Source organism: Streptomyces sp. NPDC002776 (assembly GCF_053592195.1).
On the sequence record NZ_JBSFVG010000019.1, the window covers coordinates 17,992 to 32,394 of the forward strand.

14 protein-coding genes are annotated in these 14,403 nt (G+C 72.4%); 4 read left to right on the forward strand and 10 right to left on the reverse strand.

Going from position 1 to position 14,403, the window contains the following annotated elements:
• The first annotated feature begins 62 nt into the window (after window positions 1-62).
• Together ACWD11_RS29825 and ACWD11_RS29830 are read left to right on the forward strand one after the other, a co-directional pair.
• Entirely contained in the window at window positions 63-1,304 is a 1,242-nt protein-coding gene (locus ACWD11_RS29825) for an FUSC family protein (protein ID WP_451286683.1), read from the forward strand.
• A gap of 93 nt (window positions 1,305-1,397) precedes the next feature.
• A complete protein-coding gene (locus ACWD11_RS29830; RefSeq protein WP_451286685.1) occupies window positions 1,398-2,576 on the forward strand; it encodes a lactonase family protein in 1,179 nt (392 codons plus the stop codon).
• Here ACWD11_RS29830 and ACWD11_RS29835 read toward each other — a convergent pair.
• Both ACWD11_RS29835 and ACWD11_RS29840 read right to left on the reverse strand, forming a co-directional pair.
• Complete coding sequence (locus ACWD11_RS29835; protein WP_389417057.1) at window positions 2,544-3,269, reverse strand: DUF2470 domain-containing protein; 726 nt, start codon at window positions 3,267-3,269, stop codon at window positions 2,544-2,546. The two genes, ACWD11_RS29830 and ACWD11_RS29835, sit on opposite strands and share 33 nt — an antisense overlap.
• A 95-nt stretch (window positions 3,270-3,364) precedes the next feature.
• On the reverse strand, window positions 3,365-3,976 hold the full coding sequence (locus ACWD11_RS29840; protein WP_389417056.1) for a TetR/AcrR family transcriptional regulator: 612 nt from the start codon (window positions 3,974-3,976) through the stop codon (window positions 3,365-3,367).
• Window positions 3,977-4,093: 117 nt separating this feature from the next.
• Here ACWD11_RS29840 and ACWD11_RS29845 point away from each other — a divergent pair, with 117 nt between their 5' ends.
• A complete protein-coding gene (locus ACWD11_RS29845; RefSeq protein WP_451286687.1) occupies window positions 4,094-5,575 on the forward strand; it encodes a cytochrome P450 in 1,482 nt (493 codons plus the stop codon).
• A gap of 108 nt (window positions 5,576-5,683) precedes the next feature.
• On the opposite strand, the gene ACWD11_RS29850 is transcribed toward ACWD11_RS29845, so the two are convergent.
• Both ACWD11_RS29850 and ACWD11_RS29855 read right to left on the reverse strand, forming a co-directional pair.
• Window positions 5,684-6,514, reverse strand: a complete 831-nt coding sequence (locus ACWD11_RS29850) for a pentapeptide repeat-containing protein (RefSeq protein WP_451286749.1) — start codon at window positions 6,512-6,514, stop codon at window positions 5,684-5,686.
• 161 nt (window positions 6,515-6,675) lie between these two features.
• Complete coding sequence (locus tag ACWD11_RS29855) at window positions 6,676-6,975, reverse strand: hypothetical protein (protein ID WP_451286689.1); 300 nt, start codon at window positions 6,973-6,975, stop codon at window positions 6,676-6,678.
• 27 nt (window positions 6,976-7,002) lie between these two features.
• Here ACWD11_RS29855 and ACWD11_RS29860 point away from each other — a divergent pair, with 27 nt between their 5' ends.
• Window positions 7,003-8,877: a protein kinase domain-containing protein gene (locus tag ACWD11_RS29860; RefSeq protein WP_451286691.1), complete on the forward strand. Its 1,875-nt coding sequence runs from the start codon at window positions 7,003-7,005 to the stop codon at window positions 8,875-8,877.
• Window positions 8,878-8,891: 14 nt separating this feature from the next.
• Here the strand turns inward: ACWD11_RS29860 and ACWD11_RS29865 are convergent, their stop codons facing one another.
• The 6 genes from ACWD11_RS29865 to ACWD11_RS29890 form a co-directional block, all read right to left on the reverse strand.
• The gene (locus ACWD11_RS29865) at window positions 8,892-9,248 is read right to left on the reverse strand and encodes a hypothetical protein (protein WP_451286693.1); all 357 of its coding nucleotides are present in this window, start codon (window positions 9,246-9,248) and stop codon (window positions 8,892-8,894) included.
• A gap of 78 nt (window positions 9,249-9,326) precedes the next feature.
• Window positions 9,327-10,070 carry a PIG-L deacetylase family protein gene (locus ACWD11_RS29870; protein WP_389417051.1) on the reverse strand — a complete coding sequence of 248 codons (744 nt, stop codon included), beginning with the start codon at window positions 10,068-10,070 and terminating at the stop codon, window positions 9,327-9,329.
• Window positions 10,071-10,143: 73 nt separating this feature from the next.
• Window positions 10,144-11,445 (reverse strand): alpha/beta fold hydrolase, encoded by a 1,302-nt coding sequence (locus tag ACWD11_RS29875; protein WP_451286695.1) that lies wholly within the window; start codon window positions 11,443-11,445, stop codon window positions 10,144-10,146.
• Between the two features lie 102 nt (window positions 11,446-11,547).
• A complete protein-coding gene (locus tag ACWD11_RS29880; RefSeq protein ID WP_451286697.1) occupies window positions 11,548-12,573 on the reverse strand; it encodes a LacI family DNA-binding transcriptional regulator in 1,026 nt (341 codons plus the stop codon).
• Window positions 12,574-12,652: 79 nt separating this feature from the next.
• Window positions 12,653-14,065, reverse strand: a complete 1,413-nt coding sequence (locus tag ACWD11_RS29885; protein ID WP_451286699.1) for a BNR repeat-containing protein — start codon at window positions 14,063-14,065, stop codon at window positions 12,653-12,655.
• 15 nt (window positions 14,066-14,080) lie between these two features.
• A complete protein-coding gene (locus ACWD11_RS29890) occupies window positions 14,081-14,401 on the reverse strand; it encodes an L-rhamnose mutarotase (RefSeq protein ID WP_451118423.1) in 321 nt (106 codons plus the stop codon).
• Window positions 14,402-14,403: the final 2 nt, after the last annotated feature.

Genomic DNA, 14,403 nt, shown 5'->3' on the forward strand with positions numbered 1-14,403 from the left:
GATCCGCAAAGTCGGTCGCGGTGATCATGTTCGGCGCCCCGTGAGAGGGGAACAGCGCAAGGATGCAAGACGTACGTGAGTGGCGGGTGTCGCGGGAGCGGCTGCTGAGGCTGCGCCGGGACCCCGTGATCGTCCAGACCGTGCGGTCGGCGGCCGCGGCCACGGTGGCCTACGTCATCGCGCTGCATCTGAGCCCCGAGGCGGCCCCGCTGACCGCGCCCCTGACCGCGCTGCTGGTGGTCCAGGTCACCCTCTACGCGACCCTCACCAACGGTGTGCGCCGGGTGAACGCCGTGGTGGCCGGGGTTTTCGTCGCCATCGCCTTCAGTCTGCTGGTGGGTCTGACCTGGTGGAGTCTGGGCCTGCTGATCCTGGCCTCGCTGGCCGTCGGGCATCTGGTCCGGGTGGACGAGTACGTGCCCGAGGTGGCGATCAGCGCGATGCTGGTGCTCGGTGTGACGGCCGTCGGCGACTACGCGTGGGCGCGCGTCCTGGAGACCCTGATCGGCGCGGTGGTCGGCCTCGCCTGCAATCTGCTGCTGGCCCCGCCCGTGTGGGTGGGTGAGGCGGGTGAGTCCATCGAGGATCTGGCGCGCCGGGTGCGCCAGTTGATGCTGAGCATGGGTGAGGAGGCCGCGGGCCGCACGCCCTTCGAGCGGGCCGCGGCCCGGCTGCACGAGGCGCGGCGGCTCGACCACGACATCGTCCAGGTGGACGCGGCGCTGCGGCAGGCCGAGGACAGCCTGCGGCTCAATCCACGGGTCCGCGAGGGCCTGCTGCACCGGGTGGTGCTGCGCACCGGCCTGGACACCCTGGAGATCTGCACCGTGGTGCTGCGGGTGATCGCCCGCACCCTCACCGACCTGGCCAAGGAGCGCGATCCCGACCCGCTGTTCACACCGGAGATCGGCGCCGCGGTGGAACAGCTGCTGTCCGAGATCGCGGACGCGATGGTGAGCTTCGCGGTGCTGGTCACCGCCCATGTCAGCGATGACGCCGAGTCGGCGGAGGAGCGGCTCACCTCCGACCTGCGCCATGCCGCCGCCACCCGCGACAAGCTCGCCCAGCTGCTGCTGGCGGAGGTCCAGCGCGACGCCCGCCAGTGGCAGCTGCACGGCGCGGTGCTGACCGAGGTCAACCGCATCCTCGACGAGCTGGACACCGAGCACCGCTCGCGCCGGCTGCTGGAGGAGCTGGACCGCGTCTCCAGCGAGCAGCGCGAGCGGATGCCGCGGCTGACCCGCGTGCAGGACAGCGTGCGGGTGGGCCGCAAGCGTCTCGCCTCGGTCCGCCGTTCCCGGTGACCGAGCCGGCGGGCCGGGCGTCCTCGGTTGCACCGGCCGGGTGATCCGCGTCAGGGTGACTGTCGCGACGACGGACGAGCGGAGGGTGTGGGCATGGGCAGGGGTGGCGTGAGCAGGCGGCGGTTCGTCGGTGCCCTCGCGGGTACCGCCGCCGTGATGGCGCTCCCGGGGTGCGACGAGGCGTCGGCACCGGGGGCCCCCGAGGCAGCCCCGGGCACCTCGCCCGGATCCGCGAGCCCTTCCGGCCCCCGCCCGCTGTTCCTCGGCACGTACACCTCGGCGGAGGGCGGCGGAAAGGGCGTCGGGGTCGCGTCGTACGACCCCGGCACGGGCCGGGTCACCGGTGCGGGCGTCCTCGCGGACCTCGCCGACCCGTCGTATCTCGCGGTCCATCCGGACGGCCGCACGCTGTACGCCGTGAACGAGCGCGCGGACGGTGCCGTGACCGCCGTACGGCTGTCCGACCGCGAGGTCCTGGGCAGTCGGAGCACCGGCGGGCAGGCGCCGTGTCATCTGTCGGTGCATCCGAGCGGGCGCTGGCTGTTCAGCGCGAACTACGGCACCGGCAGCGTCGCCGTGCACCCCGTGGCTGCCTCGGGGGCGCTCGGGGAACGCACCCACCTGGTCACGCACGCCGATCCGGCGCCGGGTCCGGGCCAGGACGGGCCGCACGCCCACCAGGTCGTCACCAGTCCCGACGGCGGCCATGTCCTCGCCGTCGACCTGGGCACGGACACGGTGTACACCTACCGGCTCGACCCGGCGAAGGGCACGCTCGCGGAGGTCTCCCGGGCCCGGACGCGCCCGGGTGCGGGGCCGCGTCATCTGACGTTCCATCCCGGCGGCCGGTACGCGTATCTCGCCAACGAGGTCGACAACACCGTCGCCGTCTGCGCATACGACCCCGCAACGGGCCGTATGTCCGTCGGCGAAGCGCAGTCCACGGGCACCGGGCCGGGCACCAGCTATCCGGCGCAGCTCGTGGTCACCCCGAACGGCCGGTACGCCTGGCTGGCCAACCGGGGCGACAACAGCCTGTCCCGGTACGCGGTGGAGGCGGACGGGGCCCGGCTCCGGCTGCTCGGCACGGTGCCGGTGGGCGGCGACTTCCCCCGTCAGCTCAGCCTCTCGCCGGACGGCGGGCTGCTCTTCACGGCGAACCAGCGGTCGGGCACCGTCAGCGTCTTCCGCGTCGACGAGGACAGCGGGGAGCTGCGGCGCGCGGGTGAGCCGTTCGCGTCACCCGTCGCGGTCTGTGCGCTGCCGCTGTAGCGCCCGCGGGCAGGAGGCGGCGCTCGCCTGTCCGAGCAGCACGTGCATGCGCTCGGTGAGCTGGGCGACGTCGTCGGCGGGCCGGTGGAAGGGCAGGCGTACGTCGCCGTGGGCGCGAGTGCGCTCGATGCGCAGGGTCAGTCCGTGCCGGTCCACGGCCAGGGGCTGGACCCGGACCGCGCCGTGCAGGCTCTCGGGCTCGACGAGCCGGGTGAGCCGCTCGACCGCGTCGGGGTGGCAGTCGGCGAGGTGGGTCAGCAGCCGGGCCTCGGCCGTGGCCAGCGGGTCGGGTGCGGCGGCGGCGAACTCGTCGAGGTCGACGACGACGGCTCCGTCCGGTTCCCGCAGCACCACGCGGGTGGGCCGGAAGGCGAGATGGTCCTCCTCGGCCCCGAACCATCCGGCGATCCACAGCCGGGCCCGGATGCGGTGGCGGACCGGGACGGGCGCGACGTCGGCGAACTCCAGCACCGCGGAGGGTTCTCCGCGCGGGGCGCAGATCGCGGCCGTCACCAGGGCGCTGTCCTCGGGCACGTGCAGGAGCACCCGGCCGTCCTCGGTCACGCTGTGCGCGCCGACGAACTCCTCCCGGCCGCCCTCCGCGGTCACCGCGCAGGACCACGCGGTGGCGAGCACCGACCGGGCGCGTTCCGCCGCGGCAGGCGTGGCCGTCCAGCTCCGGCTGTCACCCATTCCGTACCTCCTAAGGTAAGCCTTGCCTAACTTACCGAAGATCAGGGTGCACGCCAACACCCCCCGCCATAGCGCGTGGAATCACGGGGACGCGTTCAGGAGGCGACGACGCCCAACAGCGCGCGGGCGCACAGGTCGCGCACCTGGTCCCGGGTCAACTCCTCCGGGCCCCGCAGCCACTCCAGACAGACGGCGGTGGTGAACGCCAGCCAGCCGCGCACCGCGAACCGCAGGTCCGGGCGCCGCTCGACGGCGGGGCCGAACTCGGGGTCCGCCGCCATCGCCGCGAGGATCTGCCTCTCCTGGGCGGCCAGGGCCTGCCGGTAGACCTTGCGCACGGCCCGGTCGCCGGACGCCTCGGCGCGGTGGAAGGCACGGAAACCGTGGGCGTGTTCCTCGACGTACGCCAGATACCTGTCGAGGTTCACGGTGAGCTGCTCGCGCACCGGAAGGCCGGGCACGGCGGCCGTCATCCGCAGCATGCGCGCGCTCTCGCGGTCCACCACGGCGGCGAAGAAGTCCCGCTTGGCCGGGAAGTAGTGGTAGAGCAGCCCGCGCGAGACACCGGCGATCTCGGCGACCTGCTCGATCCGCACCTCGTCGTACGGACTCTCCGAGAACAGCCGCGCCCCGACGGCGAGAAGCTGCTCCCGGCGCTCCTCGGTGCTGAGCCGACGGCGCGTGCGCTCGCCCTGGTTCGCGCTCATGTCCGCACCTTACTTGACGCCGGTTCAACAACCGGACCAGACTGAAACGCGCTATTGAACCGGCGTACAACACGCGCTGCCTGCTCAATGTGCCGCAAGATCAAGGGAGATCGCGTCATGGCGGAGACGACCGGGTCCGCGCTGCCCAAGGGGTTCCGCGGCGCCGAGCAGGGCTGGCCCGAGCTGCACCGCATTCCGCACCCGCCCCACCGGATCCCGCTGCTGGGCGACCTCCTGGGCGCGAGCCGGACGACACCGCTCCAGGACTCCGTACGGCTCGCCCGCCGACTGGGGCCGATCTTCCGGCGCAAGGCGTTCGGCAAGGAGTTCGTGTTCGTGTGGGGCGCGGACCTGACCGCCGACCTCGCGGACGAGACGCGGTTCACCAAGCACGTGGGTCTCGGCATCGCCAATCTGCGGCCGGTCGTCGGGGACGCGCTGTTCACCGCCTACCACCACGAGCCCAACTGGCAGCTCGCGCACGACGTTCTGGCCCCCGGGTTCAGCCGGGAGGCCATGGCGAGCTACCACACGGCGATGCTGGACGTGGCCGGGCGGCTCACCGACCACTGGGACCGCGCGGCCCTGGCCGGGCGGACGGTGAACGTGCCCGGCGACATGACGAAGCTGACCCTGGAGACCATCGCGCGAACCGGGTTCGGGCACGACTTCGGCTCCTTCGAACGCGCGCGCCCGCACCCCTTCGTGACCGCGATGGTGGGGACGCTCGCCCACGCGCAGCGGCTGAACACCGTCCCGGCGGCGTTCCTCACCCGCCGCGCCGCGCGGCGCAACGAGGCCGACATCGCCTATCTCAACCGCACGGTCGACGAGTTGGTCCGGGCCCGCCGTACGACGAGCGGGGACGACGATCTGCTGGACCGGATGCTGGAGACGGCCCACCCCGAGACCGGGGAACGGCTGTCGGCCGAGAACGTCCGGCGTCAGGTCATCACGTTCCTGGTGGCCGGGCACGAGACCACCTCGGGCGCGCTCTCCTTCGCCCTGTACTACCTCGCCCGCCATCCGGACGTCGCCGCCCGCGCCCGCGCCGAGGTGGACCGCGTCTGGGGCGATACGGACCGGCCCGGCTACGACCAGGTGGCCAAACTGCGCTTTCTGCGCCGGGTGTTGGACGAGTCGCTGCGGCTGTGGCCGACCGCGCCCGCCTTCGCCCGGGAGGCCCGCGAGGACACGGTGCTGGCCGGGGAGCATCCCATGCGGCGGGGCGCCTGGGCGCTGGTGCTGACCCCGATGCTGCACCGCGACCCCGAGGTCTGGGGCGCCGACGCCGAGCGCTTCGACCCGGACCGCTTCGACCCGAAGGCGGTACGCTCCCGGCCCCCGCACGCCTTCAAGCCGTGGGGCACCGGCGCGCGGGCGTGCATCGGCCGCCAGTTCGCGCTGCACGAGGCCACGCTGGTCCTCGGCCTGCTGCTGCGCCGCTACACCCTGCGCCCGGACCCCGCGTACCGGCTGCGGGTGACGGAACGCCTCACCCTCATGCCGGAGGGCCTGCGGATGGGCCTGGAGCGCCGCACCGCCGTGGACCCGGCGGCCCGGGAACAACCGCATCCGGTGGGCGGGACGGGCGACTGAGCCCGAGCCGGTCGGTCACGAGGGCGACCAGTACCGGCCACCGCGCGACCGCCTGCAACCCGCCGGCACCGGTGCTTCTGTGACCCACACGGCAACCGACCCCGCCCCTCAGGCCTCCCCCGCCCAGTGCGCCGGCCGCGTCAGCGTCCCCGGCAGACCGGTCCCCGTGCTCCCTCTGGCCGCGTTCAGCTGGGGCTGGGTGAGGAAGAGGGCGCCGGTCAGGTCGGCGTCGGTGAGGTCGGCGTCGCGGAGGTCCGCGCCGAGGAGATCGGCGGCGCGCAGGTCCGCGCCGAGGAGGTCGGCGGCGATCAGGCAGGCGCCGCGCAGGCTCACCCCGCGCAGGTCCGCACCCTTGAGGCGGGCGCCCATCAGGTCCGCCCCGCGGCGGTCCTTCCGGCGTCCGCGCACACCCGCCCGGGTCAGCTCACTCGTCCGCAGCAGGAGCCCGCCGACCTCCTGCCGGTGCGGGCCCACATCCAGCCGGGACAGCTCCTCGGGGCTGCCCCCGGCCAGTTCCTCGGTCTTGCGCAGCATCCGGCGCAGATCCGCGCGGACCGGGCGGGCGGCGGGCAGCGTCAGCGCCTCGGTGAGGTACCGGAGCAGCTCATGGAGCTGGCGGACCACCGGGAACACCTCGAACATGCGCCGGGCGCGCTCGGCGGAACCGGCACGCCAGTCCTCCCCGCCGAAGGTGACCTGCGAGACCCGCTGCCCCGCGCCGAAGCAGTCGTACACCGTGCAGCCGGTGAAGCCCTCCTGCCGCAGCCGGGTGTGGATGCCGCAGCGGTGGTCGTCCTGGAGGTTGCGGCAGGGCGTGCCGGCCTGCTTGTCGACCGCGAAGTCGGCGGAGCGGGCGAAGGGCAGGGCGACGCAGCACAGCCCGAAACAATTCGCGCAGTCACCGCGCAGGCCGGCCGGGTCAAGGGTGAGGTCTTGCATACCGACCACCCTACGGGCGGCTGCCCCCACCCAGCGCCGCAGGTCAGGCAGGCCCAGCGGCTCGGGGCCGACCAGGATGTACATCCCGGTGATGCCCCCGTCGGCAATGACGAGACCGGCGACCGACACCGGCGTGCCATCGGGGCGCCGACCATGCCGAGCTACCCGTCGACCAGGACGAACCGGGCGTACTGTGCGAACTGGCGGAACAGCATGGCCTGTTCGGCCACCGGACGCGCGCCGCGCACCAGCTTCGGCGCCGCCGCACCGCCGGTCAGCGGCCCGCAAAGCATGATCTCGAGGTCGTCGAAGTCCCCGGCCCGGCAGGCCGCCAGGAACGCGTCGGGGACCTGCCGCTGCCGGCCGAGGTCGGGCTCGGTCGACGGGGTGGCGCCCCGCACCCGGCGCCGGGCGCGGCCGGCGAATCGCGGCGGGACTACGCTCCCGATCCGCGCGATCACTGTGGTCAGCCGCCCCCGAGGTTGCGGATGTCCTCACCGAAGTGTTCAACGCCTGCCCTACGGCCGATCTCCCGCGTCCCTGAGCGTAAAGGGCCACAGCGTCTTCGACTCGTGTGCTCCGCGTGCCACTGTCCCGACCCGGAATCGCCTCGAAGTCGGCATGTACATTGTCTCGTCGTGATCGAAAGTGTGGGCGGGCGAGTCGTCGCCGACAGGTACGTGCTCGCCGACCGGCTGGGCAGCGGCGGGATGGGCACGGTGTGGCGCGCCTGGGACCACCTGTTGCAGCGGACGGTGGCTGTCAAGGAGCTCCACGCCTTTGGCGGCGGGTATGAGCAACAGGCGTCGATGCGGCGGGTGCTGTCGGAGGCCCGGGCGATCGCCCGGGTGACGCACGCTCATGTCATCGACATCTACGACCTGGTGGAGTTCGACGGCGGTTTCTGGCTCGTCATGGAACTGGTGCCAGGTGGCTCGCTGAGCGAGCGCGTGCGAACGAGCGGGCTCCTGTCACCGGTGGAGACAGCCCGCGTGGGTCTGGAGGTCCTGTCCGCGCTGGAGGCGGTCCACGCGGCCGGTGCGCTGCACCGTGACGTGAAACCGGCCAACGTGCTCCTGCGTGCGGACGGCAGCAGCGTGCTGACCGACTTCGGTATCGCCGCCCTGTCCGGTCACACGGGCCTCACGGGCACGGGGGGCGTAGTCGGCTCGGCCGAGTACATGGCCCCGGAACGCCTGCGCGATCAGCCCACCGGACCGGCCAGCGACTTGTTCTCCCTCGGTGTCACTCTGTGTTTCCTCGCCTCCGGTCAGACCCCTTTCGCCCGCGGGGACCTCACGGCCACGTCGTTCGCCGTCGCCTTCGAACCGCCCTCCGTCCACGTCCGGGGCCCGCTGGGCGACGTCATCGAGCAGTTGCTGGACAAGGACCCCGCCAAGCGCCCGTCCAGCGCGCAACTCAAAGACGCGCTGCAGTCGATAGCCGACGGCGTTCCCCGAACGGTGCGGGCGACACTGCGGCAGCCGGTGCAGCCCCCACGCGCGAACCGGCGCCGCACGGCGATCACAGGGGTGATCGCCGTGGTGGTGCTCCTCGCCGGAGCGGGCGTGATCACCGCCGTCGCCGGGGACGACTCCGGCTCTGGTTCTGGTTCGCCCCACCCGACCGGGCAGACGTCCACTGGTGCCCATGCACTCTCGCGTGTGGATGCGGTGATGCCGGTTCCGGGTGCGCAGGGCAGGTTCTGGGTGTTCTCCGGTAGCGAGTACATGCTCGTCGAGATGGGGGCGGACCCGGCATCGGCACGGCGGGTGAGCGGGCCGGCCCCGATCGCGCAGTGGCGCAAGACGTTCGGCGGCCTGGACCGCTTCACGAACAAAATCGACGCAGTCCTGCCCGTTCCCGGTGACGACCACCGCTTCTGGGTCTTCTCCGGCGACCAGTACCTACTCGCCCACACGGCGGGCGACCGCTCCGGCAAGGGCCGCCTCCAAGAACCACGCCCCCTCACCGACTGGAGCAACAGCATCGGAGAGACCCCGGACTTCTCGCACCGTGTGGATGCGGTGATGCCGGTCCCGGGTGCGCAGGGCAGGTTCTGGGTGTTCTCCGGTAGCGAGTACATGCTCGTCGAGATGGGGGCGGACCCGGCATCGGCACGGCGGGTGAGCGGGCCGGCCCCGATCGCGCAGTGGCGCAAGACGTTCGGCGGCCTGGACCGCTTCACGGACAAAATCGACGCAGTCCTGCCGGTTCCCGGTGACGACCACCGCTTCTGGGTCTTCTCCGGCGACCAGTACCTACTCGTCCACACGGCAGGCGACCGCTCCGGCAAGGGCCGCCTCCAAGAACCACGCCCCCTCACCGACTGGCCGTCACTGACGCCATTCCGAACGGATTGAACCAGCCAGGCCGGTCAGCTCCTCGGCCGTCCCCTTCTGGAGCACAAAGCCACGACGTCGGACTGGGTCATTGGCATGGCGATCTCCAAGACCCCGAGATCAGAATCCGCACCCTCGCGCGGGTCCGCTGGCCATGCCCGCCACCGATGTGACCGGCGCGGTGAGTGCAAGGTCTCGATGGCCTTGAGGATCAGGACGCGGGCGTCCGCGCCGTATTCGGCCAGCTCGGTGAGGCGGGCGAACGCCCGGACGTAGATCTTCAACTCGTCAGGGGCCGTGACTGTCACCTTCGCGGCGAGCAGTTCCACGTGGATGCGCGCGTCGTCGAACACCGTGAACTGCTCCAGCGGCCACATGGCGGCCTTACGCACCGCTGGCACTCCGGGCCGCGCAGGCTGGCGGAAGGTCGGCGAGCCCGGATACGAACGGTTCGGGACATCTGACAGCTCTCAGCGCGAGAAGAGTTCGAAGGACACCGCCGGTTTTCCGCCGAAGCGCTCCCCCGTCGCCGTGGCGTTGCCGGTGAGGAAGTCGCGGGCGTAGGTCTCGGGGTCCTCTGCGGTCAACGCCTCGATGTAGGTGCGGTGTTCGAGCAGTGAGCGGACCGCCCGGTCCAGGCCCGCCGTGGCGTCGACGGCGTGTGTGGGGGAGCTGGATCCGGCGACGGCGACCCAGCGGACGCCGTCCCAGGGCTCCAGGCCCTGCTCGGTCAGCTCGGGGAAGATCCACCGGTTCCCGGCGTCCCCGACCGCGTCCAGCGTGGCGCGGCCGACGGCCACATGGTCGGGGGTGTTCCAGGCGACGCCGCCCCAGGTGTCCCGGTGGTTCAGGGTGATCACCAGCTCGGGCCGATGGCGGCGGACGGCCGCCGCGATGTCCCGGCGCAGCGCGGTGCCGTACTCGATCACACCGTCCCGGTGGTCCAGGAACTCCACCACCGACACCCCGACGACCGCCGCGCTCGCCCGCTGCTCCCGCTCCCGCAGCGGTCCGCACTCGGCGGGCTCCAGGGTGTCGATGCCCGCCTCCCCACGGGACGCCAGGACGTAGCAGATCTCACGGCCCTGGTCGGTCCAGGCGGCGACGGCCGCCGAGCAGCCGTACTCCAGATCGTCCGGGTGCGCGACGACGGCGAGGGCGCGCTGCCAGTCCTCGGGCATGGGGTGGAGTTGGGTGATCGACGGATCGCTCATGCCTCGCAGACTAGCCGTGGCGCGGACCGTCCGCCTCGGCCGGGACAGGCGCGCGGTGGGTTGCGGCGCGTCGTCACACCTCGTCGCGTGCCAGCGCCAGCAGGCGGTCCAGGACGCGCGGGCCGCCCGCGCGTACGCCGTCGTGCTCGAACTCGTCGGTGACCCAGGTGCGCAGGCCGCGGACGGCGCGCGCGGTGGCCAGGGAGTGGGCCGTGTCGACGTACATGTCGTCGTGGTAGACGGCCGCCGCGACCGGGACGTCGTTGGCGGCGAGGCGGGCGGGGTCGTACAGGGGCGGCCAGCCCCGGTTCCGGGCCAGGTCCTGCGCGGTCTCGCGCAGCGGGCGCAGGGCCGGGTCGTTGTCGAACATCCAGGGGTGCACGGATTCGCCCGTGAACAGCAGCGGGCCGTCACCGGCCAGGGCCTTGGCGGCGTCGAACTGCGGGAACTCGCCGCGCACCCGCTCAGCGGCCCAGTCCGTGGCGCCCGGGCCCTGGCCGTAGATCGCTTCGTGCAGCAGCGCGTACAGGGGATGGCCCGCGTATGACAGCAGCCCCTGGACCTCCTCCTGGAAGGAGTCGGCGAGGGCGGGGCCCTGCGGGGCGCGGACGAAGGCGTCCTCCAGCAGGAAGTGCAGCCGGTGGCTGCCGTCCCCGCGGCCGAGGAGGATGCCCAGGGACTGGAAGGCCTCGACGGTGAACCGGTAGCCGTTCGGCAGGACGACGTCGTGCCGGAGCAGGTGCTCGGCGATCTGCCGGGCCCGCTCGACGTCCTGCGGATAGCGGGCGTAGTGGGCGGCGACCTTGCGTTCGATGCGCGGGTAGGCGGCCCGGTAGACGTCGTCGGCGGTCGCGTCGAGGGAGGGCAGTCCGCCGGTGATGAGGGCGGTGCTCAGGCCCTCGGGCGCGAGGGACAGATAGGTCACGGTGCAGAAGCCGCCGAAGCTCTGGCCGAGGACCGTCCAGGGGGCTCCGCCGGTGACCTGCCGGCGGATGGCCTCGCAGTCGCGGACGATGGAGTCGGCGCGGAAGTGCGCGAGGTAGCCGGCCTGTGCGGCGGGGCCGCCGCGCAGCGGGAGCGTCTGGCGGTTGGCCGGGGTGGAGGCGCCGGTGCCGCGCTGGTCCAGGAGCAGCACCCGGAATTCCGTCAGCGCCCGCTTCAGCCAGGCTTCCCGGCCGACGAAGCGGTTCGCCCCGAAGCCGGGGCCGCCCTGGAGGTAGACCAGCCACGGCAGGTGCTGGTGCGCGCGTTCCGCGGCGACGACCTCACGGGCGTAGAGCTCGATGGTCTCGCCCGCCGGGTCGTCGTGGTCGAGGGGCACGGTGAAGCGGCGGTCGGTGAGGACGACGCCGGGCTGGCGGTAGGTCGCGGTCAACAGGGCTCCCGGGGCGGACGGATGTGCGGGCCGCGTCCCAGTTCAGCACAGGTCCGTCCGCTGCTCGCCGGCCGGGATCATGAGATCGTACTGAATCTCCGGTCAGCGGGTGGACAGGCTGGAGCGCCGGACCACCAGCTCGGGCTGGAGCACGACCCTGCGGTGCTCGTGGCCCCGGGTGCCGCCCTCGTCCTCGGTCTCCTCCAGCAGCAGCTCGGCGGCGAGGGCGCCCATGGTGACGGCGGGCTGCCGGACCGAGGTGAGCGGGACGGCCGCGGCGGCGGCGAACTCGATGTCGTCGTAGCCGACGATGGCGAGGTCGTCGGGGACGCCGACCCCGGCCGCGTACATCGCCTGCAGGACGCCGAGGGCGAGCAGGTCGTTGGCGCAGAAGACGGCGGTGGGGCGGTCGGCTAGGCCGAGCAGCCGGGCGCCGGCGTCCCGGCCCGCGGCGACGTCGAGCCGCTCGGTGGGCAGTTCGCGCAGCACCTCGGGGGCGAGGCCGGCCTCGGCGAGCGCGGACAGCGCGCCGGTACGGCGGTCACGGACCTGGTTGAGGCTGGGCGGGCCGCTGACGTAGGCGATGGAGCGGTGCCCGGCGTCGACGAGGTGCCGGACGGCGAGCGCGCCGCCCGCGACGTCGTCGACGGAGACCGAGCATTCGGTGGCGCCCTCGGCGACCCGGTCGACGAGGACGAAGGGGATGCCGTGCCGCCGGAAGGCGCCGATGTTGCGCCCGGTGGCGTCCGCCGGGGTCAGCAGCACCCCGCGCACCCGCTGCTCGGCGAAGAGGGAGAGGTAGTCGGCCTCCTCGGAGGCGCTCTGCGCGCTGTTGCAGACCATCACGCCGAGTCCGGCGTCACGCGCGGCCCGTTCCGCGCCGCGCGCCACGTCGACGAAGAAGGGGTTGCCCATGTCGAGGACGAGCAGCCCCATGATGCGGCTGCGGCCCGCGCGCAGCTGGCGTGCGGACTCGCTGCGGACATAGCCCAGCCGGTCGATCGCCGACAGCACCCGGGCCCGGGTCTCGGTGGCGACCGAGTCCGGACGGTTGATGACGTTCGAGACGGTGCCGACGGAGACTCCGGCGGCGCGGGCGACGTCCTTGATACCCACCGACTGGGCCATCAGGCAGGAACCTCCGGGGGAACGAGGGGCGGCGGGCGGGTCTTCACATTACCGTCGCGCCGCCCGGGGACGGCATCGGTCAGGCAGGGAGCCGGAAGTCGACGACGCGCAGTGCCGAGGGCGTCGTACCGCTGGACTTCACCTGGTACATCACGGACAGGACGTGGTCCTGCGCGATCCGCGTCTCGTCGATCACGACCTCGCCGAAGGCGTTCAGCCCGGCGCCGTCGTACAGCAGCCTCCAGTCGCTGTAGCCGGACGCCTTGGAGGCGCCGGCGATCCGGCCGAACGGGAGGACCGCGTACGCGTTGTCGTACTTGTCCAGGACCAGTCTGGTGCGCTGGCTGGAGTTGAGCGGGACCGGGATCTCGGTCTTCTGCCAGCTGCCCGAGGCGTTCTTGCGGAGGTGGAAGGCGCGGCCGTTGGCGGTGCGGTCGGCGACGTAGTTCGTGGTGCACTGCCCGAAGCGGCCGGGGACGTAGGAGATGATCGCGTGCGGCCGGCCGGCGGAGTCGGTGAACTGGCTCTCCTGGTTCATCAGGGAGTGGTCCGCGTTGAGCGGGTCCACGACCAGGCCGCCGTCGGTGACGGACACCTTGTCGGAGCCGCCGGTGGTGCCGGCCACCGTGCCCGCGTCGGTGCGCCAGGTGCGGCCGCGGTCGTCGGAGTAGACGTAGCCGGTGTCGTGGTTGGTGATGCCGCCGCCGGCGCACATCACGGCGCCGTTCTGTTCGCGCCAGGTGAAGAAGGAGTGCAGCCGGCCGCCCCGGTCGTAGTCGATGCCGTGCAGGTACATGTTGCGGGCGGTCGAGGAGCCGTGCTCGCTGGTGTACGTGCCGGTGGAGTTGGTCCACTCCCCCAGCGCGGTCCACTTGGTGCCGTCGTACTCGGCGAGGGCGTTGCGGCCGTTGCCGGAGACGGCGACCCGGTAGCTGAGCTGGAGCCGGCCCTCGGGGGTGGCGATGAACTGCGGGTAGGTGAACTGACTCGTCAGCGTGAGGCCGTCCAGCGTCGACTGGGGTGTGCCGAAGCGGGCGGTGGTCCAGGAGAGCCCGGCCGGGTTGTCCATCAGGCCGGCCACCGACTTGACGTAGGTGAAGCCGTCGCTGTGCGAGTCCATGTTCAGGTGCAGTCGGCCGTCGACGCGGGAGACGCCCATGGAGATGACGTTGTGGGAGTCGTTGTAGCGGAGCGTGTGGCCGACCTTGACGGTCGACCAGGTGCTCGCGCCGAGCGCGCGCCGGCCGACGACGGCGTTGCGGTCGGCGGTGTACCAGACGGCGTACTGGTACCCCTTGTAGGTCAACAGGCCGTTCTTCTGAAAGGAGTTGTTGTTGACCAGGCCGTCGTAGGAGACGAAGAAGATGGCCTGGGAGTCGAGCGTGGTGGTGCCGGTGAGGGTGACGGAGGGGCCGGGATCGGCGGCCCGCGCCGTGCCCGGGGTGGCCACCGCGGCCAGCAGCGCGGTGGCCAGGACAGTGCGTCTTCTCATGGAAGCAACTCCGGCTCAGGCTAGGTGGAAGACTTCGGTGAGGGGTTTCATCGCTTCGTCGGGTCGGGCGCCGTCCAGCGACTCGAAGAACGGCGCCATCTCCGCCTGCCAGCGGGCGTTGACCTCGGTGGCTGCCATGCCGGCCTGGGCGGCGGCGAAGTCCTCGGTCTCCAGGTAGCCGACCAGCAGGCCGTCGTCCCGCAGGAAGAGCGAGTAGTTGTGCCAGCCGGTGGCCGAGAGCGCGTCGAGCATCTCCGGCCATACGGCGGCGTGCCGCTCGCGGTACTCGTCGAGGCGGTCCGCCCGGACCTTCAGCAGAAAGCACACGCGGTGCATCA